Source organism: Cupriavidus sp. MEYA8, assembly GCF_059278825.1.
Genome location: NZ_CM181222.1, coordinates 958,556 through 979,442, shown reverse-complemented (window position 1 = coordinate 979,442; position 20,887 = coordinate 958,556). Strand labels below are relative to the sequence as shown.

Sequence of the window (20,887 nt, the reverse complement as noted above, 5' to 3'; positions counted from 1 at the left end):
TCAGAGTCCCTTGGTGAACGAGTCCGACTCGCCGGCGCGGGCGCCGTCGGTGTACAAGTCGTAAGCACCGATGCGCGCACCGTCCGTGAACGGATCGGGCTTGCGAGCGGGCGACGCGGACACACCTGTCCGGTCCATGCCGGCCACAACGACTTCTCCTGCGTGGGCGTAGCCGCCCGACAGCGCGGCAGCAACGGTCAGGGTCGTCGACGCAACAACAAGAATACGGGCGAAATGGGAAATCATGATCAGCTCCTGAATCTTGGTAGGAAGAACCTCGTTTGCGGCTTCGCTGGATTGGTGCGTCGCCGTTGGGTTCAATGTAGGAGCCAGCTACTCAACACAGTAGAGCGATGAGTAGCGATTCAATGACAACCGATGGTTGGTAATGGTGGGATTCAGGCCGTGGGCCACGGCCGCTTGCAGCGTTCCGGGCAGGCATGGCAACACTCAAAATGGGGTTGGCTTGCCGCCGGATGCCAATGTGTTCGCTCATCGACACGGGTGCTGCTTTGCAGCAGCTTGGCTTGGTGTAGCGCTCGGCACGATCTCCTGGCAGCCTCAGGTCCTTGCCATGGTGACGCCCATGCGCTTTCGCGGCTATGGCATCCACGTATTGAACGTGAGCGTATCGACGCAGCCAGGCGCCGGGGCCGTGGAAGCCGCCGAGGCCGCGCTGGCCGGGCCACTGATGGAGCTGGCGGCGGCGATCCAGTTGCGGATGCTGCGGCTGGAGAACGAGGGATCCGGCTAATCCGCGCCGGGCGTGGTCCTGGCAAACATGGACATGTGCCGCGTGATATGGCTTAGCAGTTCGAGCGCAGCCGCCGGCAATGGCCGGCCGGCCTTCACCATCAGCCTTGCCTGGGTGCCCATGAACAGCGGGTGATCGATCGGCACGACGGCGAGCGTGCCTGCCGCGATCTCGCGATAGGCGGCAAATTCACCGATCAGCGTCATGAAATTGTTGTAGCCGACGAACTGCTTCAGGGCCGTCAGCGAATTGCTGACCAGCGTCGCCCGGATCGAGATGTTCTCGGCAAACTCCACCATGCTCAGTGCATGACCCACGCCGAAAGATGCCGGCATGATCGCGAGCGGGTAGGCCTGCAGATCCTGGAGGCTGGCCGCGCCGCCGCGCACGGCAAGCGGATGGTCGGGGCGGACCAGCAGGACCACCGGCTGCGCCGCACTCGCGCGGTACTCGACGCGCGGATGGGGCGGCGGATTGTACGCCAGCCCGATATGTGCGCGGCTTTCGGCGACTTCCTGCAGCACGCCGTCCACCGCCAGGATGTCCATGTGGATATCGAGCTTCGGATACCGGGCGCAGAACTGCGCAAGGACTTCGTTGACCAGGAGGTCCACATAGCCTTCGCTCAGCACCAGCCGGACCTCGCCTTGCTGCAAGCCCTTCAGTGAATGCAACTGGTCTTCGAGCTTCTCCTGGTGCGAGCGATAGCCACGCCAGAACTCGAGCAGGTGCGCAGCCGCCGCAGTCGGCTTGAGGCCACGCGGCTCGCGCTCGAACAGCGTCGCGCCGAGTTCTTCCTCGAGCAGCCTGATCTGCCGGGTGATCACGGACGGCGAGGTATTGAGGCTTTCCGCGGCCCCCCGGATGGTGCCGTGAGCCACGACTTCCCGGAAGTATCGCAACCGCTGCTGGTTGATCTCTCGCATGTCGAAACGCTCCGCTTCGCTTTCTGACCGCGCTGACGATACCTGAAGCCGGAGGCCCTTGCGCGGCACTTGCGGCACTCGGCGGAAAATCCGTTGCTCAAAAGGGAACGAACCGTGGACTTAGTTGCTCTTTGCCTGCCCCTCTCCGGCTGCCAGACTTCAGGCCAGAAAAACATGCAGACGACACGCAACCACAGGAGACAGGCAGCATGCTGGCAATTCCCACCTCGAGCGCCGCCGACGGCGCTTCCGACGCTTCCTCGCTGTACAGCAAGATCAACTGGCGCTTGCTGCCTTTCCTGCTGGTCTGTTACCTGTTCGCCTATCTGGACCGGGTCAATGTCGGCTTCGCCAAGCTGCAGATGCAAAGTGACCTGGGCTTCTCCGATGCCGCGTACGGCGTGGGCGCGGGGATTTTCTTTATCGGCTACGTGCTGTTCGAGTTGCCCAGCAACCTGATGCTGCCGCGGGTCGGCGCGCGCAAGACGTTCAGCCGCATCCTGGTGCTGTGGGGCATTACCTCCGCCTGCATGCTGTTCGTGCGCAACGTGCCGACGTTCTACGCCATGCGCTTCCTGCTCGGCGTGTTCGAGGCGGGATTCGCCCCGGGCATGATCTATTACCTGTCGTGCTGGTACGGTCCGCAACGCATGGCCCGCGCCATCGCGATCGTCTTCCTGGCGGGCCCGATCGGCGGGATCGTCGGGGGTCCGGTGTCGGCGTGGCTGATGACCGCGCTCGCCGGCCAGGCCGGTCTCGCGGGCTGGCAGTGGATGTTCCTGGTCGAGGGCCTGCCCTGCATCCTGCTCGGTGTGATGGCTTTGCGGCTGGTGCCGGATCGGCCCGCCCAGGCCAGCTGGCTGAGCGAACAGGAACGGCGCCTGCTTGAAGCCGAGCTGAGTCCCGCGGCGGCGCACAAGCATTCCTTCAAGGCCGTGGCGAAGGACGCGCGGGTCTACGTGCTGGCCCTGGCATACTTCTGCATCATCGCAACCATCTACGCCATCAGCTTCTGGCTTCCGAGCCTCATCAAGGCACAGGGCGTGAACGATACGGTGCAGCTTGGCTGGTACTCGGCCATCCCCTACCTGGCTGCCGCCTTTGGCATGGTCTTCATGGGCCGCAGGTCTGACCGGGTCGGGGAGCGGCGCTTCCACTGCGCGGTGCCTGCGCTGGGCGCGGCGGTGCTGCTGGCGGCCTCGTTTGCAACGGATGGAAACCTGTTCGTGACGCTGGCATTGCTGACGCTCGCCACGATGGGGCTGTGGATGGCCTACACGGTGTTCTGGGCCATGCCCGCCGAATACATCAAGGGTCCGGCGGCGGCGGGCGGCATCGCGCTGATCAATACCATTGGCTTGTCGGGCGGTTTCTGGGGTCCTGCCGTCATCGGCTGGACCAAGGGCGCGACCGGCAGCCTAAGTTATGGGGTGCTGCTGATGGCTTCGCTGCCGTTGCTCGCCGCCGTGATCGTCCTTGCCAACAAGCTGCCGGCCAAGCGCTGAACCTGCGCCAGGCGGCATGAATCAAGTATCGTGTCCGGACGCACCGGAGATCAAAAGGAGTAGCAATGCGCTTGCATCTTTCAACCTGGGCTGAAATCGAGCAATACCTGGCGCGCAGCCGTACCATCGTGGTTCCGATCGGCTCGAACGAGCAGCACGGACCGACCGGGCTGCTCGGCACCGACTGGCTGTGCCCGGAAATCATCGCCAATGAAGCGGAGAAGGGGGCCGATGTCCTGGTGGCACCGACGTTCAATATCGGTATGGCGCAGCATCACCTCGCCTTTCCGGGGACCATTTCCCTGCGCCCCTCGACCTTTATCGCCGCGATCGGTGACTGGGTCCGCTCGCTGGCCGGGCATGGCTTCGAGAAGATCCTGTTCCTGAACGGCCACGGGGGCAATGTGGCATCAATTGAAGCCGCGTTCTCCGAGCTCTACGCCGAGGCGAGCTTCGCCAGGCGCCGCGCGGGCTTCGCGCTAAAGCTGTGCAACTGGTGGGACCTGGAAGGCGTCGGCGAGCTGGCGCGCAATCAGTTCCCGGCTGGCCACGGCTCGCACGCCACGCCTTCCGAGATTGCGATCACTCAGTGGGCTTTTCCGGACGCCATCAAGATTGCCGACTATGCGCCGAAGATCGCACCGTCGGGCCCGATCCGCGAAGCGCTGGACTTCCGCGCGCGCTATCCGGATGGCCGTATCGGCTCCGATCCGGGACTGGCGACGCCGGAAAAGGGTGCCGAGCTGGTCAGGCTGGCCGCGCAAAGCCTGGTGCGCGAACTGGAAGCGTTCGGCCGCGAGTCCATGCCCGCCTGATTCACACGCTGCGCGCCGCGGTGGGGAACGTTGCAGAAGGCCCGCTGGGCCTCCGCCTACGGCGGCTATCTTGCGCCAAGAAGCGCCGCGCACCTTCAGGCTGTCGATGACGGTCGGCTTCCGAGCGCTGTGGCGCCCTCCGCGCTCTCCGTGCCCCCAGGGCCTTCGGCGACGGCGCCCTGCAGCAGGTCCAGCAGCGCCTGCGGCGCATACGGCTTGCGCAGCACCGCGGCGTCGCCCAGCGCCTGGTGCTGGGCCGGCGTCAGCGCCAGCGGATAGCCGGTGGCAAACACGATACGCAGCCGCGGCTGGCGCTGGCGCGCGGCCAGTGCCAGGTCCACGCCCGAGCCACTGGTGCCGCCGTGCAGCGCGACATCGGTCAGCAGCAGGTCGAAGGTGCCGGCGGCAAGCAGTGCCAGCGCCTCGATGTCGTTCTGCGCCTCGGTCACCTCGGCGCCGCAGGCGCGCAGCAGTTCCGCCGTGCTGGCGCGCACCTGCGCGTCGTCGTCGACGCACAGCACGCGCGTGCCCGAATCACTGGGCGCGCGGCCGGCGGCAGCCACAGCCGCTGCCCCCGCGGCACGCTGTTCCCGGTTGGCCAGCACATGGCGGACCCTGCGCGCCAGCGCTTCATGTGTATAGGGCTTGCTGAGCAGTTCGACGCCGGGATCCAGCCTGCCGCCGTGCACGATGATGCTGTCGGTATAGCCCGAGGTGAACAGCACCCCGATGCCCGGCAGCCGCTCGCGCACCTTGTCGGCCAGTTCGGTGCTGCGCAAGGGCCCCGGCATCACCACATCGCTGAACAGCAGGTCGATGTGAACGCCCCGCTCGACGATGGCCAGCGCACCCTGCGCATCGCGCGCGCGCAGCACGTGGTAGCCCAGGCTGGCAAGCATCTCGACCACGGTGGCGCGTACGTCCTCGTCGTCCTCGACCACCAGCACGGTTTCGCCGCCGCCGCGCGCGCGGTCCATATCGGGTTCGGCATCGGGATCCTCGGCCATGTGCACGCGCGGCAGGTAGAGCTTCACCGTGGTGCCGCGGCCGGGCTTGCTTACGATCTTCACATGGCCATCCGATTGGCGGATAAAGCCATACACCATGCTCAGGCCGAGGCCCGTGCCCTGGCCTTCGGGCTTGGTGGTGAAGAACGGCTCGAACACATGTTCCTGCACCTCGGGCGTCATGCCGGTGCCGGTGTCGGTGACCGCCAGCAGCACATACTGCGCCGCCGGCCGCGGCGCGCGCCCGTGCGGCGGCTCTTCCAGCGCCTCGTCGAGCCACGTGTTGCGCGCCTCGATGGTCAGGCGGCCCTGGCCGTGCATGGCGTCGCGCGCGTTGATCGCCAGGTTCAGCAGCGCGTTCTCGACCTGAAACGGGTCGACTAGCGTATTCCACAGGCCGTCGGCCACCACGGTTTCGATCTCGATGCCGTCGCCCAGCGCGCGCCGCAGCATGTCGTCCAGCGTGCGCGCCAGCCGGCCCAGGTTGACCACGCGCGGGGCCAGCGGCTGGCGCCGCCCGAATGCCAGCAGCTGCGACGACAGCTTGGCGCCGCGGGCCACGCCGGCCAGCGCATTGCGCAGCCGCGGCGCGGCGTCGGTATTGCCGGACAGGTCGCGCGCCAGCAGCTGCAGGTTGCCGCCGATCACCTGCAGCAGGTTGTTGAAGTCATGGGCGACGCCGCCGGTCAGCTTGCCGATGGCTTCCATCTTCTGCGCCGTGCGCAGGGCCTGGTCGGCATGGCGCAGCGCCGCCTGGACTTCGCGGTCGCCGGTCACGTCGCGGCCGACGCCGTGGAGATGGCCGTTGGCCGGATCCACCGTCAGGGTCCAGGCCAGCCAGCGCAACGCGCCGTCCGCGCGCGGCTGGCGGCATTCGAAACGCACCGGCGTGCCGTCGTGGCGCAGCGCCGCCAGCTGCGCGGTCACCAGCACCAGGTCGTCCGGATAGATGAACGACAGGTAAGGCCGGCCCAGCGCCTCGTGCGGGGCATGGCCAAGCGTGCGTGTCCAGGCCGGGCTGATGCGCTGCAGGGTGCCGTCGAAGCCGGCCACGATCAGCAGGTCTTCGCTCAGTTCCCACAGCCGGTCGTGGTCAGTCACGGCCTGCGCGATGCGCCGCTCGAGCGAGGCATTGAGGTCCTGCAGGCGGCGCTCGGTGGCGCGCCGCAGCTCTGACAGGCGCAGGTTGCTGGCCACGCGGGCCAGCAGTTCGCGGGCCGAGAAGGGCTTGATCAGGTAATCGTCGGCGCCCGATCCCAGGCCGCTCACGCGCGCTTCCTCGCCGGCGCGCGCCGACAGCAGCAGCACCGGCGTGTCGCGCAGCGCCGGATCCGCGCGCACGGCCTGCACCAGGCCGAAGCCGTCGAGCCTGGGCATCATCACGTCCGACACGATCAGCGCGGGCAACTGGCGGCGCGCCAACTCGAGCGCGGCCTCGCCGTCGGGTGCCACCTCGACGCGGTGGCCGGCGGCATTCAGCAGCCGGCGCATGTAGTCGCGCAGGTCGTCGTTGTCGTCAACCACCAGCACGGTGGCGGGGGCAGCCGCTTCGCCGCCGGGCGCAGGCGCATGTTGCGGGCTGTACTGCGCGTCCTCTGCGGCCATGGCCAGCGCCGGTGCCTCGGCATGCGGCCAGCGCAGCGTCGCGTCCACGTAGGCGCGGGCCTGCGCACTGCTGGCCGCGAGCGCTGGCACCGTGTCCGCCGGCACGTCCCCGGCGGCCGCCACCGGCATCGTGACCGTGAAGCAGGTGCCCTGGCCCTGCATGCTGTCGACTTCGACGGTGCCGCCATGCAGGCGCACCAGTTCCCGCACCAGCGCCAGGCCGATGCCGCTGCCTTCGATCGAGCGGCCCTGCGCGCCTTCGACGCGATGGAAGCGCTCGAAGATGCGCGGCAGCTCGCCGGCCGGGATGCCGATGCCGGTGTCGCGCACGCGCAGCACCGCATTGTCCCCATGGGCCACGATGCTGACGGTGATGCTGCCGGCAAACGTGAACTTGAACGCATTGGAGACCAGGTTCAGCACGATGGTCTCCCACATGTCGCGGTCCACCGCCACCGGCTGCGGCAGCGGTTCGCATTCGACGCGCAGCGACATGCCGGCGCTCTCGACACAGGCACGGAACAGCGAGGCGAGGTCGGCGGTGAAGGCGGCGAGGTCGGTGGGGTGGCGCCGCATGCGGATGCGGCCGGCCTCGATGCGCGAGAAGTCGAGCAGCGCGTTGACCAGCTTGAGCAGGCGCATGCCGCTGCGGTGGGTCATCTCCAGCAGCGAGCGTTGTTCGTCGCCGGCGCTGTCGTCGCCAGTGCCGGCGCGCCGCAGCAGCTCTTCGAGCGGTCCCAGCATCAGCGTCAGCGGCGTGCGGAACTCATGGCTGATGTTGGAGAAGAAGGTGGTCTTGGCGCGGTCGATCTCGGCCAGCGCCTCGGCACGCTTGCGCGCTTCCTCGTAGGCCTGCGCCGAATGCATGGCCGCGCCGATCTGGCCCGCCACCAGGTTCAGGAAGCTGCGGTAGCGCTCGCCGAACAACCGGTACGGGTTCAGCCCCACCACCAGCACGCCGCGATGCGAGGCGCTGCCCGACGGCGCCACCGGGATCACCGCGGCCGCATCCGTGGGCACACCCCACGCGCCGGCGGGCAGCGGCGCGGCAAAGCGCGTTGCCAGCTGCTCGATCAGCGCCGGCTGTTGCTGCTGCAGGACCTCGGCCACCGGCCACGGCGCCATGCCTTCGAGCGAGATCGCGGGCGGTGCGGCGGGGTGAGCAGGATCGATGCCGCTGGCGACCACGCGCTGCAGGTCGGTGGCGCCGGGTTCGGCGATGTAGAGCAGCGCGAAGACGATGTCGCGCGGGTCCGATGCCAGCGCGCCCATGGTGCGCTCGCACGCCTGGCGCCACGAACGCGCGTCGGTGGCCGCCGCGGCCACGTCACGCAACACATTCAGTTGTCGCTCGGCCAGGACGCGCTCGGTATCGTCGCTGTTGGCGCAGATGATGCCGCCGGTGCCGCCGTGGTCGTTCGGCACGGGGCTGTACGAAAAGGTGTAGTAGGTCTCTTCCGGATACCCGTTGCGCTCCATGATCAGGAGCTTCTGCTCGACGAAGGTGCCCTCGGCACCGGTCATCGCGGTGTCGAGCAGCGGGCCGATTTCCGGCCAGATTTCACGCCAGACCACTGCGGTCGGCTGGCCCAGCGCGCCGGGGTGCTTGCCGCCGATGATGGACTTGTAGGCGTCGTTGTAGAAGAAATGCAGCGCCTCGCCCCAACCGATCCAGATCGGCTGGCGCGAGGTCAGCATGATGCGGATGGCCGTCTTCAGGCTGTGCGGCCACGCCTGCGGCGGCCCCAGCGGCGTGGCGGCCCAGTCGTGCGCGCGGATCAGCGCGCCCATCTCGCCGCCCCCGGCCAGAAAGCCAGGCATGTCTGGGCAGGCGGGCGCTTGCGGCCCGATGCCGTCGGGTCTGCTCATGGTGGTCTCCCGAGCCGCGCCTGCGCTGCGCGCGCGTCCCGCAAGACTTTGCCTAGCCTGGTGGCGCAATGCAAGCTGCGCCGGCGCCTACAGCGGCGGGTTCACCCAGTACGGGTCCCGCCCGTAGTACTCGTGCAGCGACTTGCCCCACTGCGGATCGGCCATGGCCGGCCAGCTGTCCTTGTTGAAGCCGGGGGCGGACTTGATCCGATCCGCCGTCACGGCGATCCGGAAGCACTTTTCGTCGGTGTCCATCACCAGGGCGTTCCACGGGATGGCGTGCAGCGTATCGCCAATGCCGAGGAAGCCGCCGGCCTTCAGCACCGCGTAGGCGATGCGGCCGTGCGGCACGTCCAGCATGATCTCGGAGATCGTGCCGACGTGTTCGCCGTCGGACGAGTACGCCTTGGTGCCGTCCAGGCTGGATGCCGCCATGACTTCCGGACCGGGGCCTTCGCCCACGCCCGAACCGATGATGGCCGCGCCTTGACTGCTGGGAGATTGGGTTTGCATGTTGGGCTCCTTGTGCCAATGAACTCAGGAACATGGAGCGTGCGCAATGACCATGCCTGCACCGCGGGCGGCGCCGCAGCGGGCCACGCAAGGCTGTTTTGCCGCGTCGGGCGCGCGGCAACGTAATTCTTTCGCGCCGGGTTTGCAAAAATGCGCGCCGGGACGGCCGCGTTCAGAACTGGTGGCGCATCCCCAGCATGACGTCCACGCGCGTGCTGCCGTCCACGCCGGCGGCCGGGGTGCCGGCCCGGTATTCGGTCTGCCGGCCGACGACAGGCGCTGGTTTTCCTGGTCGATGCGGGCACCCAGGAAAGGTGCCGTGTCTGGCGCTGCACTGGCGAATCGCGTCAGCCTTCTGCAGGGGCGGCCGGCATGTCGCGCGACAGGCCCAGGATCCAGCCGCGGAAGGCCGCCAGTGCCTCCGATTCCGGCCGGCCCTCGGGGTAGGCGAAATAGTAGCCCTGGTCCTGGTCCTGGTCCTGGTCCAGCATGCGGGCCAGCGGCGTCACCAGCTGCCCGGTCTGCAGCTCGCGCTCGATCAGCAGCCGCGGCGCCAGGCCGATGCCGAGCCCCGCGGCGGCGGCGGCCGTCATCATCGTGAACAGCTCATAGCGCGGCCCGCGCGAGGCGGCCAGGCTGAAGTCCCAGCCCTGCGCCGCGTACCAGTCGCGCCAGGCGTTGGCGCGCGTGCTCAGGTGCAGGTGGCGGCAGCGTGCCAGGCTGGCGGCATCGGTGACGGCATGGTCGGCAAGGAAGGCCGGGCTGCACACCGGCACCATGCCGCCTTCGCGGAAGATCACGCCGCCGCGCGTGCCGGGCCAGAACTGGTCGCCGAAATAGATCGCCGCGTCGTAAGCGCACTCCTGGAACGAAAACGGCTGCGAGCGCGCCGACAGGTTGACGGTGACGTTGGGATGGCGCCGCGCAAAGTCGGGCAGCCGCGGGATCAGCCACTGCGTGGCGAAGGTGGGCACCACCGCCAGCTCCAGCGTGAAGCCCATGGCGCGGCCGGTGCTGATTTCCAGCGTGTCGCGCTGCAGGTGGTCCAGGTGCCGGCGGATGCGCGCGGCGTATTCGCGCCCGGTCTCGGTCAGTTCCAGGCGCCGCCGCACGCGCGTGAACAGCGCCACGCCCAGGCGTTGCTCGAGCTGCGCCACCTGCCGCCCCACCGCGCTGTGCGTCAGCGCCAGCTCGGCTGCGGCGCGGGTAAAGCTGCCCAGCCGTGCCGAGGCTTCGAAGGCCTGCAGCGCGCCCAGGTTGGGGATGTCGTTTCTCATGGGACGGCGAGGAAGGGAGTGCGACAGTATAAACAGCGGCGAGGCACCGGAGGTCGTGCGCCGCGCGCACAACGTTGTGCGCAATGCGCGCTTGTGCCCGGGCGGCGCGGGCCACTATCCTGCCCCGCGGATCGTTGCCATATTGCCCGCCGGGGTGAAAGCCGGTCCAGCCCACTTCCAAGCGCCCATGTCATCCAATATCTCCACGCTCCTCACCGCCAACGTCGGCGCCACCCGCGCCGCGCAACTGATGTCGCTGGTCACGCTGCCGGCCAGCCTGCCCCAGGACCCGCAAGGTGCTACCCGGGCCGAGATTGCCCAGGCGCTGAACATGGTGCTGTTCGGCGGCATCCTGGAACGCGTGCCGACCGGCCGCGCCTACACCGATGACGTCGCCGCCGCAGGCGGCAAGGTCACCTTCGACCACGGCGCGCTGCGCACGGTCAAGTGGCGCGACAACGGCGCGCTGCCCGAAGGCGAGGCCGCCTTTACCCGCATCCTGCGGCCGTTGGGCTACGTGCTCAACGGCACCTATCCGCTTGACCGCATCGGCATGACCGGGCGCTCGTACGCCCACGCCGATGCATCCGAGGACATTGCCCAGTTCTTCGTCAGCGAATTCCATCCGGAGCGCTTCAGCGAAGACTTCCGCGCCGCAGTCAGCCGCGTGACCGGCAGCTCCGCCGATCCGCTGACGCCGCGCGCGCAGACGCTGCTGTGGCAACTGGAGCGCGACGGCGCGCTGGCAGTGGCCGACGGCGCTGAACTGGTCGGCTTGCTGGTGCCTTGCTTCGAGCGCCAGCACGCTGCACCACGGCTGGCCGACTACGAAGCGCTGCTGCGCGAATCGGCCGAAATGGCGTGGATCGCCACCGAAGGCAATGCCTTCAACCACGCCACGGACCGCGTCGACGACGTGTTTGCGCTGGCCGAGCAGCAGAAGCAGCTGGGCCGGCCGATGAAGGACAAGGTGGAAGTGTCGGGCAGCGGGCGCGTCAGGCAGACGGCGTTCCGTGCCGATACCGTGCGCCGCACGTTCGTCGGTGCACAGGGCGAGGCCGTGGAGCGCGAGGTGCCGGGATCGTTCTACGAGTTCATCACGCGCGAGCGCTTTGCCGAGGCCGAAGCTGCGCCGCAGCGTTATGACCTCGGCTTTGATGCGGGCAATGCGCAGGGGATTTTCAGGATGACCGCGGCGGCGTGCTGAGCGCGAGTTGGGGATAGCCGTCGACTCCGCAGGTTGCGTGCTCCCTCTCCCGCTTGCGGGAGAGGGAGCGAACCATCGCTAGCCGAGCTTCTTCGCCGAAATCACCGCTTCGGCAACGTTGGCCGGCGCCTCGGCATAGTGCTTGAACTCCATGGTGAACGTCGCGCGACCCTGCGTCAGCGAGCGCAGCGTGGTCGAGTAGCCGAACATCGTCGCCAGCGGCACTTCGGCGCGCACGATCTTGCCGCCGCCACCGGCGATGTCTTCCATGCCGTGCACCATGCCGCGGCGTGACGAGAGGTCGCCCATCACGTTGCCGGTGAATTCCTCCGGCGTTTCCACCTCGACCGCCATCATCGGCTCCAGCAGCGCCGGGCGGGCCCGCCGCATGCCTTCCTTGAACGCCATCGAGCCCGCCATGCGGAAGGCATTCTCGTTCGAGTCCACATCGTGGTACGAGCCGAACACCAGCGTGGCCTTGATGTCTACTACCGGGTAGCCCGCCAGCACGCCCGACTGCAGGGTCTCGCGGATACCCTTGTCCACCGCCGGGATAAATTCGCGCGGCACCACGCCGCCCTTGATCGCATCGACGAATTCGTACCCGGCGCCGTGCGGCATCGGCTCGAGGTTCAGCACCACGTGGCCGTACTGGCCGCGGCCGCCGGACTGCTTGATGAACTTGCCCTCCACGTCCTTGACCGGCTGGCGGATGGTCTCGCGGTAGGCCACCTGCGGCTTGCCCACCGACGCTTCCACGTTGAATTCGCGGCGCATGCGCTCGACCAGGATTTCCAGGTGCAGCTCGCCCATGCCCGAGATGATGGTCTGGCCGGATTCCTCGTCGGTGTTCACGCGGAACGACGGGTCCTCCTGCGCCAGGCGGTTCAGCGCAATGCCCATCTTTTCCTGGTCGGCCTTGGTCCTGGGCTCCACCGCCTGCGAGATCACGGGTTCGGGGAAGCTCATGCGCTCCAGGATGATGACCTTGTCCGGGTCGCACAGCGTATCGCCGGTGGTCGCCTCCTTCAGCCCGACCGCCGCGGCGATGTCGCCGGCGCGCACTTCCTTGATCTCCTGGCGCACGTTGGCATGCATCTGCAGGATGCGGCCGAGCCGCTCGCGCTTGGACTTGAGCGGGTTGTAGACGGTGTCGCCGGAATTGACCACGCCCGAATACACGCGGAAAAAGATCAACTGGCCGACGAAGGGATCGGTCATGATCTTGAACGCCAGCGCCGAGAACGGCTCGTCATCGCTCGGATGGCGCTCGGCCTGGCGGTCGTCCTCGGTGTGGCCGAGGATGGCGGGCACGTCGGCGGGCGAAGGCAGGTAGTCGATCACCGCGTCGAGCATGCTCTGCACGCCCTTGTTCTTGAAGGCACTGCCGCACAGCATCGGCACGATCTCGTTGGCGATGGTGCGCTTGCGCAGGCCACGCTTGATCTGCTCTTCGGTCAGCGCCTCACCCGACAGGTAGCGCTCGAGCAGGGCCTCGTCGGCCTCGGCGGCGGCTTCTACCATCTTGTCGCGCCAGGCCTGCGCGGTCTGCAGCAGCTCGGCCGGGATCTCCTGGTACTCGAAGCGCACGCCCTGGCTGGCATCGTCCCAGACGATGGCCTTCATCTTGACCAGGTCGATCACGCCCAGGAAATGGTCTTCGGCGCCGAGCGGGATCTGGATCGGCACGGCGCGCCCCTTGAGGCGGTCGGCGATCTGCGCATGCACGCGGAAGAAGTCCGCGCCGACGCGGTCCATCTTGTTGACAAAGGCGATGCGGGGCACAGCGTACTTGTTGGCCTGGCGCCAGACCGTCTCGGATTGCGGCTGTACGCCGCCGACCGCGTCGTAGACCATGCAGGCGCCGTCGAGCACGCGCATCGAGCGCTCGACTTCAATGGTGAAGTCGACGTGTCCCGGCGTATCGATGATGTTGATACGGTGTTCGGGGTAATTGCCGGCCATGCCTTTCCAGAAGGCGGTGGTGGCAGCCGACGTGATGGTGATGCCGCGCTCCTGCTCCTGTTCCATCCAGTCCATGGTGGCAGCGCCATCGTGCACTTCGCCCAGCTTGTGGTTGACGCCCGTGTAGAACAGGATGCGTTCGGTCGTCGTGGTCTTGCCTGCGTCGATATGCGCGCTGATGCCGATGTTGCGGTAGCGCTCGATGGGGGTCTTGCGGGACACAGTGTTCTCCTGGGTAACACCTCCGGAATAGAGTAGCACCACTGGAACTTTGCCGTTGTCCCTGCAGCACGCAGGGGAACGCGCGCGAGCGGCGCATGGCCCTGCATAACCCGGTGCTCGGCGTCTGAGGCGAGCCTAGGGGCGAGCTGCATTACCTTGCGGAATCCTCCCATCCTGCGCGCCGCCTTGCCTCCCTATACTGGCCCTGCATCGCGCCGGCCGATGCCCCGACATACCCATTCACGCGAACCGACGCATGACCACCATCCTGATCGTTGACGACCACCCGGCGATGCGGCTGATTCTCAAGACCCATCTGCTGCAGCTGCTCGGCGTCGATGAAGTGCTCGAGGCCGACAACGGGCAAAGCGCGCTCGAGCTGGTGCGCGCGCGCATGCCCGACCTCGTGCTGCTCGATCTCGACATTCCGCGTTCCAGCGGCCTCGACGTGGCGCCGCGCCTGCGGGCGATCCATCCGCAGGTGCGCCTGCTGGTGGTGACGGCGCTCGACCCGGCGGTGTTCGTCAGCCGCGCGTGGCAGGCTGGCGCGCAGGGGTTTGTCAGCAAGACGCAGGACCTGAAGGAAATCCTGCGCGCGGTCGAGTCGGTGCTGGCCGGCTATACCGTGTTCCCCGCGATGGGGCGGGACGGCGGCTCGCGCCACGCGGTTTCCGCCGACGACGAGATGCTGCGCCGGCTTTCCGACAAGGAACTGGTGGTGCTGCAGATGCTGGCGCGCGGCATGTCGTACAAGGCCATCAGCGCCAGCCTGTTCATCAGCAACAAGACCGTCAGCAGCTACAAGGCGCGCATCATGGCCAAGCTGCAGGTGTCGTCGCTGGTGGAACTGGTCGACTTCGCGCGCCGCTGCCACCTCGCCTTGTAGGCGCCAGTCGCCAGCTATTGTTCAGACATCGTATGACTGACGGCGCCTGGAAACACCCGGCAGGGCGTCCCGGGCGTCAGGCCTGCGCGCCGCCGGAGCCCGAGGCCTTGCGCAGCCGCTCGCGGCTGTTGGTCAGGTGCATGCGCATCGCCGCCTTGGCCGCGTCGGGGTCGCGGCGTTCGATCGCATCGTAAATGTTCTCGTGCTCGAACTGGACCCGCTCCAGGTACTGCTCGCGCTCCGGCGTATTGACCCGCAGCCGGCTGCGCGGGATCAGCATGGTGCCCAGGTGGTCCATGATGTCGGTGAAGTAGCGGTTGCCGGTGGCGCGGGCGATGGCCAGGTGGAAAGCAAAATCGCTGTCCACCGCGTCGTTGCCGGCGCCGGTATTGCGCTTGAGGTCGTCTAGCGCCTGGCGCATGGCGGCCAGCTGCGCGTCGCTGCGGCGCGCGGCGGCCAGTCCGGCCGCCTCGGCCTCCAGGCTGACGCGGAATTCCAGCATCGCCATCACGTCGATCGCGGTTCCCAGCGTATCCGGCCCGATGCGGAAGGGCGACGGTGCCTCCGCCGCGCGCGCCAGCACGAAGGTGCCGATGCCGTGGCGGGTTTCCACCAGGCCGCTGGCCTGCAGCCGCGACAAGGCCTCGCGCACCACGGTGCGGCTTACGCCCTGTGTCGCCATGATTTCCGATTCGGTCGGCAGCTTGTCGCCGGGCTTGAGCTGGCCCTGGCGGATCTCTTCGGAGAGCGCCTGCACCACTTCTTCGGCCAGGGTGCGGCCGCGGCGGCGCAACGGCACGGCCGCGGCGGCGTTGGGCGCACCGGCGGCGGGGGCAGCGGCAAGCGGGTCGGGCAGGGCAGGGTTGCGTGCGGTAGGCATGGCGGATACGGGCGGGGTTTCCCGGACTTGACCGGTTCGAGATGGCCTCATTATACTGGGTTATCAGTCATACGATGACAGATAACATAGCAATGCCGGAGACCAGACCCGAATGACCCATCCCGCCACTTCCGCCGCCCCCGCCATGCACGCCGGTGCCGGCCAGACCCCCGTGGTGACCGAACTCACCGTGGTGCCCGTGGCCGGGCACGACAGTATGCTAATGAACCTGTCGGGTGCCCATGGCCCGTACTTCACGCGCAATATCGTGATCCTGCGCGACAGCGCCGGCCACACCGGCGTGGGCGAGGTGCCGGGCGGCGAAGGCATCCGCCAGACGCTGGAAGACGCGCGTCCGCTGCTGGTCGGGCAGCCCATCGGGCAGTACCAGGCCATCCTGAACCGCGTGCGCGCCACCTTCGCCAGCCGCGACGCCGGCGGCCGCGGCCTGCAGACCTTCGACCTGCGCATCACCATCCACGCCGTCACCGCGCTGGAATCGGCGCTGCTCGACCTGCTCGGCCAGCACCTGGAGGTGCCGGTGGCGGCACTGCTCGGCGAAGGCCAGCAGCGCGACGCCGTCGAGATGCTCGGCTACCTGTTCTATATCGGCGACCGCCAGCGCACCACGCTGGACTACCGCACCGAAGCCGATGCCGGTAACGCCTGGTTCCGCCTGCGCAATGACGTGGCGATGACGCCCGAGGCGGTGGTCCGGCTGGCCGAGGCCGCGTACGAACGCTACGGCTTCAACGACTTCAAGCTCAAGGGCGGCGTGCTGCGCGGCGAAGAAGAAATGCAGGCGATCCTGGCGCTGGCCGAACGCTTCCCCAAGGCCCGCATCACGCTCGACCCCAACGGCGCCTGGTCGCTGGCCGAGGCCGTACGCCTGTGCCGTGACAAGCGCGGCGTGCTGGCCTACGCCGAAGACCCGTGCGGCGCCGAGGACGGCTATTCCGGCCGCGAAGTGATGGCCGAGTTCCGTACCGCCACCGGCCTGCCCACGGCGACCAACATGATCGCCACCGACTGGCGCCAGATGGGCCACGCGGTGCGCCTGCAGTCGGTCGACATCCCGCTGGCCGACCCGCACTTCTGGACCATGCAGGGTTCGGTGCGCGTGGCGCAGATGTGCGCCGAATGGGGCCTGACCTGGGGCTCGCACTCGAACAACCACTTCGATATCTCGCTGGCGATGTTCACCCATGTGGCCGCCGCCGCGCCGGGCCGGGTCACCGCCATCGACACGCACTGGATCTGGCAGGACGGCGAGAACCTGACCAAGGCGCCGCTGAAGATCGAGAACGGCCTGGTGCAGGTGCCGAAGACGCCGGGCCTGGGGGTGGAGCTCGACATGGACGCGCTGGGCCGCGCCCACGCGCTGTACCAGAGCAAGGGCCTGGGCGCGCGCGACGATGCCATCGCCATGCAGTTCCTGATCCCCGGCTGGCAGTTCAACAACAAGGCGCCCTGCATGGTGCGCTGAGCCGGCACGGCAGTCCGGTATCGACAAGACAGAGCAGGAGACAACGATGTATTCCTCCCAACGCACGGGTGCCCTGCGCCTGCAAGACTGGCTGCGCATGGTTGCCGTCGGCTCGGTGCTGACGGTCGCGGCGCTGGCCGCGCTGGCGGCCGGCAACGCCCGGGCCGCGCAAGACTGGCCGCAACGCCCTGTTTCGGTGGTGGTGCCGTTCCCCGCGGGCGGTTCCACCGACACCATCGCGCGCATGCTGACGGCGCCGCTCAACGAGAAGCTGGGCCAGCCGTTCGTGGTCGACAACAAGCCCGGGGCGACCGGCGCCATCGGTGCGACCTTCGTCAAGCGCGCGCCGGCGGACGGCTACACCATGCTGGTGGCGTCGATCGGCGTCTTTGCCGTCAACCCGTTCCTGCAGAAGAACCTGGGCTACGACCCGGTCAAGGACTTCGACCTGCTGACGGTGGCGGTGCGCGCGCCTAACGTGCTGGTGGTCAATCCGCAGTTCCCGGCGAATAACGTGCAGGAACTGGTGGCGCACATGAAGAAGAACCCGGGCAAGGTCAGCTTTGCCTCGTCCGGCGCGGGGTCGTCCGACCACCTGACCGCGGCGCTGTTCTGGCAGAAGACCGGCACCGACGGCCTGCATGTGCCGTACAAGGGCGGCGCGCCCGCCATCTCCGACCTGCTCGCCGGCCAGGTGGACGTATCGTTCCAGAACATCAACGCGGTGCTGCAGCACATCCGCACCGGCAAGCTCAAGGCGCTGGCGGTGACGGCGGACAAGCGCCCGGCCGTGCTGCCCAACGTGCCGACCATGGCCGAAGCCGGGGTCAAGGAAGTCGAGGTCTATTCCTGGCAGGGCGTCGCCGCGCCGCGCGGGCTGCCCGCCGACGTGAAGACGCGCCTGCACGGTGCGCTGGTCGGCGCGCTGAACGATCCGAAGATGCGCCAGAAGCTGTCGGAGAGCGGCTTCGAGGTGGTGGCGAATACGCCCGAGCAATTCAGCCAGTTTGAAGCGCAGGAACTGCAGCGCTGGAAGACCGTGATCGAGAAGGGCCGCATCGTGCTCGACTGAGCGCAACAAGCATCGACCGCACCTGACCAACACACCGACAGCGCCGGCCGCCGCACGACCACCGTGCCGCGCCGGCGCACCTGCAACAACAATGGAGACATAGCATGACCCAGGGACGCCGCATTTTCCTCAAGCAGACTTCCGCGCTGGCCGCGGGCATCGCCGCCGGCCCGCTGGCCGGCCTCGCCACAGGCGCGCACGCCGCGCAGCAGGCCTGGCCGACGCGCCCGATCCGCCTGGTGGTGCCGTACACCGCCGGCGGTTCGTCCGACATCATCGCGCGGCTGATCAGCAAGCAACTGGGCGAAGCGCTGGGCCAGTCCGTGGTGGTCGACAACAAGCCGGGCGCCAACGGCAACGTCGGAGCGGCCATGGTTGCGCAGGCCACCGACAACCATACGCTGATGCTGTGCGATATCGGCGCGCTGGCGATCAGCCCGTCGGTTTATACCAAGCTCAGCTTCAACATCGCCAAGGACCTCAAGCCGGTGACGATGCTGGCGTACTCGCCGCACCTGCTGGTGGTGCATCCGTCAGTGCAGGTCAGCAACCTGAAGGAACTGGTCGAACTGTCCAAGCGCAGCCAGCTCAACTTCGCCGTGACGGCGATCGGCAGCGCGCCGCACCTGGCCGGCGTAGCGGTGGAGCAGGCCACCGGCGCCAAGTGGCAATACGTGCCGTACAAGGGCGGCTCGCAGGCGATTGCGGACACCGTGGGCGGCAGCGCGCAGGTGCTGATGAACGGCATGCTGGCCACGCTGCCGCATGTGCAGTCGGGCAAGCTCAAGCTGATCGCCCAGTCCAAGCGCACGCGCATGCCGCTGCTGCAGAACGTGCCGACCATTGCCGAGCAGGGCGTGCCCAACTTCGAGTCGGGCACGTGGCAGGGCGTGATGGCGCCGGCCAGCATGCCGGATGCGCTGGTGACGCGCCTGAACGCCGAGCTGATCAAGATCATCCGCGCGCCGGAACTGCGTTCGCAACTGGTCCAGCAGGGTGCCGAAGTGGTGACGATGACGCCGGCGGAAACCGGCAAGTTCTTCGTGGCCGAGCAGGCGCGCTGGGCGGGGGTGGTGAAGCAGGCGGGGATCAAGCTGGAGGCTTGACCGGCAGGGATCGGCCGCCCCGGCAGGGCGCTTCGACGCGATAAACGACAGGCGGCCCGCGTGACGAACGCGGGTCGCTTTCTTTTCTTTTGCGCTGGCTTATTAAAACAAAAAGCCCCGCACAAGGCGCGGGGCTCATCATTGCAAGTGTTGCGCTTATCCCCGCAGTGCCGCCGGCAGCAATCCCTGCGGCAGGTTCTGGTAGCACACCGGGCGCAGGAAACGGTCGATCGCCGTGGCGCCGACCGAGGTCGAACGCACGTCAGACGTGGCCGGGAAGGGCCCGCCATGCACCATGGCGTGAGCAACTTCCACGCCGGTCGGATAGCCATTGCACAGCACGCGCCCGGCCTTGCGCTCCAGCACCGGCAGCAGCTGGCGCGCGGCGTCGAGGTCGGCGTCGTCGAGCTGCATCGTGGCGGTGAGCTGGCCTTCGAGCTGGTTGGCCAGCGCCAGCACCTCTTCCAGGTCGCGGCACACTACCAGCACGGTCGACGGGCCGAACACTTCGGCCTGCATGCGGTGATCGGCCAGGAACTGCGCGGCGGTGGTCTCGAACATCACCGGACGGGCCTGGTTGACACCCGTGGCGGCGACGCCGTCGCCGATACGCTGCAGCCCATCCAGCGACGACAGCTGCGCCACGCCCTTTTCATAGGCGGCATGGATGCCGGGCGTCAGCATGGTCGCCGCCGGCTTGCCGCCCAGCGCGTCGAGCGCGGCGGCACGGAACTGGTCCAGCGCCGGGCCTTCGATGCCGATCACCAGGCCGGGGTTGGTGCAGAATTGCCCGACGCCCAGCACCAGCGAATCGACCAACTGGCGGCCGATCTCGGCGCCGCGCGCCTGCAGTGCGGCGGGCAGCAGGAACACCGGATTGATGCTGCTCATCTCGGCATACACGGGAATCGGCTGCGGACGCGCGTTGGCCGCCTGAATCAGCGCCATGCCGCCCGAACGCGAACCGGTGAAGCCGACCGCCTGGATCGCGGGGTGCGACACCAGCGCCGTGCCGACGACATTGCCCGCGCCCACCAGCAGCGAGAACACGCCTTCGGGCAGGCCGGCGTCCTGCACGGCTTTCTGGATCACGCGGCCGACCAGTTCGGACGTGCCCAGGTGCGCCGAATGCGCCTTGACCACCACCGGGCAGCCGGCTGCCAGCGCCGAGGCGGTGTCGCCGCCCGCAACGGAGAAGGCCAGCGGGAAGTTGCTCGCGCCGAACACCGCCACCGGGCCGATGGCGATGCGCTGCATGCGCAGGTCGGGGCGCGGCGGGGTGCGCTCGGGCAGCGCGGCGTCGAAGGTGGCCTCCTGCCAGCGGCCTTCGCGCAGCACGGTCGCGAACAGGCGCAACTGGCCTGCGGTGCGGCCGCGCTCGCCCTGCAGGCGCGCGATTGGCAGGCCGCTTTCCTGGTGCGCGCGCTCGATCAGCGTGTCGCCCAGCGCCTCGATGCCGGCGGCGATCGCGTCCAGGAAGCCCGCGCGCTGCTCGGACGAGGTATTGCGATAGGTATCGAAGGCCGCTTCGGCCAGCGCGCAGGCGCGCTCGACGTCGGCCTGGCCGCCGCCGTGGAAGTCAGGGCCCAGGGTCTCGCCCGTGGCCGGGTTGATGGCCTGCAGCGTCGATTCGGTGCCGCGCACGGCTTGCGCGCCGATCAGCATGTCGCCGGTGATTTGCATGGGAGGTTCCTTGTCAACGTTTGAGTGTGGCAGAAGAGGACAAGCCGGCCGGAGGGCAAGGTGCCCCGCGGCCGGCTTGTCGCGATGCATATGGCAAGGACGGATCGGA

15 protein-coding genes and 1 pseudogene are annotated in these 20,887 nt (G+C 68.1%); 8 read left to right on the top strand and 8 right to left on the bottom strand.

Annotated features, from left to right (window positions below; all coding sequences use genetic code 11):
• A pseudogene (locus tag AC5WJ1_RS21580) lies at nucleotides 1-159 on the bottom strand (copper resistance protein CopQ); the annotation flags it as partial.
• 415 nt (nucleotides 160-574) lie between these two features.
• Here AC5WJ1_RS21580 and AC5WJ1_RS21575 point away from each other — a divergent pair.
• A complete protein-coding gene (locus AC5WJ1_RS21575; RefSeq protein WP_240745755.1) occupies nucleotides 575-754 on the top strand; it encodes a hypothetical protein in 180 nt (59 codons plus the stop codon).
• Here AC5WJ1_RS21575 and AC5WJ1_RS21570 read toward each other — a convergent pair.
• The gene (locus AC5WJ1_RS21570) at nucleotides 751-1,680 is read right to left on the bottom strand and encodes a LysR family transcriptional regulator (protein ID WP_133097080.1); all 930 of its coding nucleotides are present in this window, start codon (nucleotides 1,678-1,680) and stop codon (nucleotides 751-753) included. The two genes, AC5WJ1_RS21575 and AC5WJ1_RS21570, sit on opposite strands and share 4 nt — an antisense overlap.
• 209 nt (nucleotides 1,681-1,889) lie before the next feature.
• Here AC5WJ1_RS21570 and AC5WJ1_RS21565 point away from each other — a divergent pair, with 209 nt between their 5' ends.
• Both AC5WJ1_RS21565 and AC5WJ1_RS21560 read left to right on the top strand, forming a co-directional pair.
• Nucleotides 1,890-3,185, top strand: coding sequence for an MFS transporter (locus AC5WJ1_RS21565; protein WP_133097079.1), 1,296 nt, complete (start codon nucleotides 1,890-1,892; stop codon nucleotides 3,183-3,185).
• A 65-nt stretch (nucleotides 3,186-3,250) separates the two neighbouring features.
• Nucleotides 3,251-4,000, top strand: coding sequence for a creatininase family protein (locus AC5WJ1_RS21560; protein ID WP_135703422.1), 750 nt, complete (start codon nucleotides 3,251-3,253; stop codon nucleotides 3,998-4,000).
• Nucleotides 4,001-4,095: 95 nt separating this feature from the next.
• On the opposite strand, the gene AC5WJ1_RS21555 is transcribed toward AC5WJ1_RS21560, so the two are convergent.
• The 3 genes from AC5WJ1_RS21555 to AC5WJ1_RS21545 all read right to left on the bottom strand — a co-directional run bounded on the left by AC5WJ1_RS21555 (nucleotide 4,096) and on the right by AC5WJ1_RS21545 (nucleotide 10,271).
• Nucleotides 4,096-8,481 (bottom strand): response regulator, encoded by a 4,386-nt coding sequence (locus tag AC5WJ1_RS21555; RefSeq protein WP_135703423.1) that lies wholly within the window; start codon nucleotides 8,479-8,481, stop codon nucleotides 4,096-4,098.
• A gap of 87 nt (nucleotides 8,482-8,568) precedes the next feature.
• Entirely contained in the window at nucleotides 8,569-8,994 is a 426-nt protein-coding gene (locus AC5WJ1_RS21550; protein ID WP_133097076.1) for a PRC-barrel domain-containing protein, read from the bottom strand.
• Between the two features lie 347 nt (nucleotides 8,995-9,341).
• On the bottom strand, nucleotides 9,342-10,271 hold the full coding sequence (locus tag AC5WJ1_RS21545; RefSeq protein WP_135703424.1) for a LysR substrate-binding domain-containing protein: 930 nt from the start codon (nucleotides 10,269-10,271) through the stop codon (nucleotides 9,342-9,344).
• Between the two features lie 187 nt (nucleotides 10,272-10,458).
• On the opposite strand from AC5WJ1_RS21545, the gene AC5WJ1_RS21540 reads away from it, so the two are divergent.
• Nucleotides 10,459-11,478 carry a DUF1338 domain-containing protein gene (locus AC5WJ1_RS21540; protein WP_135703425.1) on the top strand — a complete coding sequence of 340 codons (1,020 nt, stop codon included), beginning with the start codon at nucleotides 10,459-10,461 and terminating at the stop codon, nucleotides 11,476-11,478.
• Between the two features lie 78 nt (nucleotides 11,479-11,556).
• Here AC5WJ1_RS21540 and fusA read toward each other — a convergent pair whose 3' ends face one another.
• The gene (gene fusA / locus AC5WJ1_RS21535; RefSeq protein ID WP_135703426.1) at nucleotides 11,557-13,665 is read right to left on the bottom strand and encodes an elongation factor G; all 2,109 of its coding nucleotides are present in this window, start codon (nucleotides 13,663-13,665) and stop codon (nucleotides 11,557-11,559) included.
• Between the two features lie 256 nt (nucleotides 13,666-13,921).
• On the opposite strand from fusA, the gene AC5WJ1_RS21530 reads away from it, so the two are divergent.
• On the top strand, nucleotides 13,922-14,551 hold the full coding sequence (locus AC5WJ1_RS21530; RefSeq protein ID WP_133097072.1) for a response regulator transcription factor: 630 nt from the start codon (nucleotides 13,922-13,924) through the stop codon (nucleotides 14,549-14,551).
• 76 nt (nucleotides 14,552-14,627) lie between these two features.
• On the opposite strand, the gene AC5WJ1_RS21525 is transcribed toward AC5WJ1_RS21530, so the two are convergent.
• Nucleotides 14,628-15,431, bottom strand: coding sequence for a FadR/GntR family transcriptional regulator (locus AC5WJ1_RS21525; RefSeq protein ID WP_240745756.1), 804 nt, complete (start codon nucleotides 15,429-15,431; stop codon nucleotides 14,628-14,630).
• Nucleotides 15,432-15,543: 112 nt separating this feature from the next.
• Between AC5WJ1_RS21525 and gudD the strand changes: the two genes are divergently transcribed.
• The 3 genes from gudD to AC5WJ1_RS21510 all read left to right on the top strand — a co-directional run bounded on the left by gudD (nucleotide 15,544) and on the right by AC5WJ1_RS21510 (nucleotide 19,095).
• Nucleotides 15,544-16,917, top strand: a complete 1,374-nt coding sequence (gene gudD, locus AC5WJ1_RS21520; RefSeq protein WP_240745757.1) for a glucarate dehydratase — start codon at nucleotides 15,544-15,546, stop codon at nucleotides 16,915-16,917.
• A 46-nt stretch (nucleotides 16,918-16,963) separates the two neighbouring features.
• Nucleotides 16,964-17,989, top strand: coding sequence for a Bug family tripartite tricarboxylate transporter substrate binding protein (locus AC5WJ1_RS21515; protein WP_135703427.1), 1,026 nt, complete (start codon nucleotides 16,964-16,966; stop codon nucleotides 17,987-17,989).
• A gap of 104 nt (nucleotides 17,990-18,093) precedes the next feature.
• A complete protein-coding gene (locus tag AC5WJ1_RS21510; RefSeq protein ID WP_133097070.1) occupies nucleotides 18,094-19,095 on the top strand; it encodes a Bug family tripartite tricarboxylate transporter substrate binding protein in 1,002 nt (333 codons plus the stop codon).
• A gap of 156 nt (nucleotides 19,096-19,251) precedes the next feature.
• Here AC5WJ1_RS21510 and AC5WJ1_RS21505 read toward each other — a convergent pair whose 3' ends face one another.
• On the bottom strand, nucleotides 19,252-20,778 hold the full coding sequence (locus tag AC5WJ1_RS21505; RefSeq protein WP_135703428.1) for an aldehyde dehydrogenase (NADP(+)): 1,527 nt from the start codon (nucleotides 20,776-20,778) through the stop codon (nucleotides 19,252-19,254).
• Nucleotides 20,779-20,887 lie beyond the last annotated feature (109 nt).

Bases quoted from the DNA above. Each gene is read 5' to 3' on its own strand.
- AC5WJ1_RS21515 (WP_135703427.1), top strand. From the start codon at position 16,964: ATGTATTCCTCCCAACGCACGGGTGCCCTGCGCCTGCAAGACTGGCTG.
- AC5WJ1_RS21550 (WP_133097076.1), bottom strand. From the start codon at position 8,994: ATGCAAACCCAATCTCCCAGCAGTCAAGGCGCGGCCATCATCGGTTCG.
- AC5WJ1_RS21545 (WP_135703424.1), bottom strand. From the start codon at position 10,271: ATGAGAAACGACATCCCCAACCTGGGCGCGCTGCAGGCCTTCGAAGCC.
- AC5WJ1_RS21570 (WP_133097080.1), bottom strand. From the start codon at position 1,680: ATGCGAGAGATCAACCAGCAGCGGTTGCGATACTTCCGGGAAGTCGTG.
- AC5WJ1_RS21530 (WP_133097072.1), top strand. From the start codon at position 13,922: ATGACCACCATCCTGATCGTTGACGACCACCCGGCGATGCGGCTGATT.
- AC5WJ1_RS21575 (WP_240745755.1), top strand. From the start codon at position 575: ATGGTGACGCCCATGCGCTTTCGCGGCTATGGCATCCACGTATTGAAC.
- gudD (WP_240745757.1), top strand. From the start codon at position 15,544: ATGACCCATCCCGCCACTTCCGCCGCCCCCGCCATGCACGCCGGTGCC.
- AC5WJ1_RS21525 (WP_240745756.1), bottom strand. From the start codon at position 15,431: ATGCCTACCGCACGCAACCCTGCCCTGCCCGACCCGCTTGCCGCTGCC.
- AC5WJ1_RS21510 (WP_133097070.1), top strand. From the start codon at position 18,094: ATGACCCAGGGACGCCGCATTTTCCTCAAGCAGACTTCCGCGCTGGCC.
- AC5WJ1_RS21565 (WP_133097079.1), top strand. From the start codon at position 1,890: ATGCTGGCAATTCCCACCTCGAGCGCCGCCGACGGCGCTTCCGACGCT.
- AC5WJ1_RS21560 (WP_135703422.1), top strand. From the start codon at position 3,251: ATGCGCTTGCATCTTTCAACCTGGGCTGAAATCGAGCAATACCTGGCG.
- AC5WJ1_RS21555 (WP_135703423.1), bottom strand. From the start codon at position 8,481: ATGAGCAGACCCGACGGCATCGGGCCGCAAGCGCCCGCCTGCCCAGAC.
- AC5WJ1_RS21540 (WP_135703425.1), top strand. From the start codon at position 10,459: ATGTCATCCAATATCTCCACGCTCCTCACCGCCAACGTCGGCGCCACC.
- AC5WJ1_RS21505 (WP_135703428.1), bottom strand. From the start codon at position 20,778: ATGCAAATCACCGGCGACATGCTGATCGGCGCGCAAGCCGTGCGCGGC.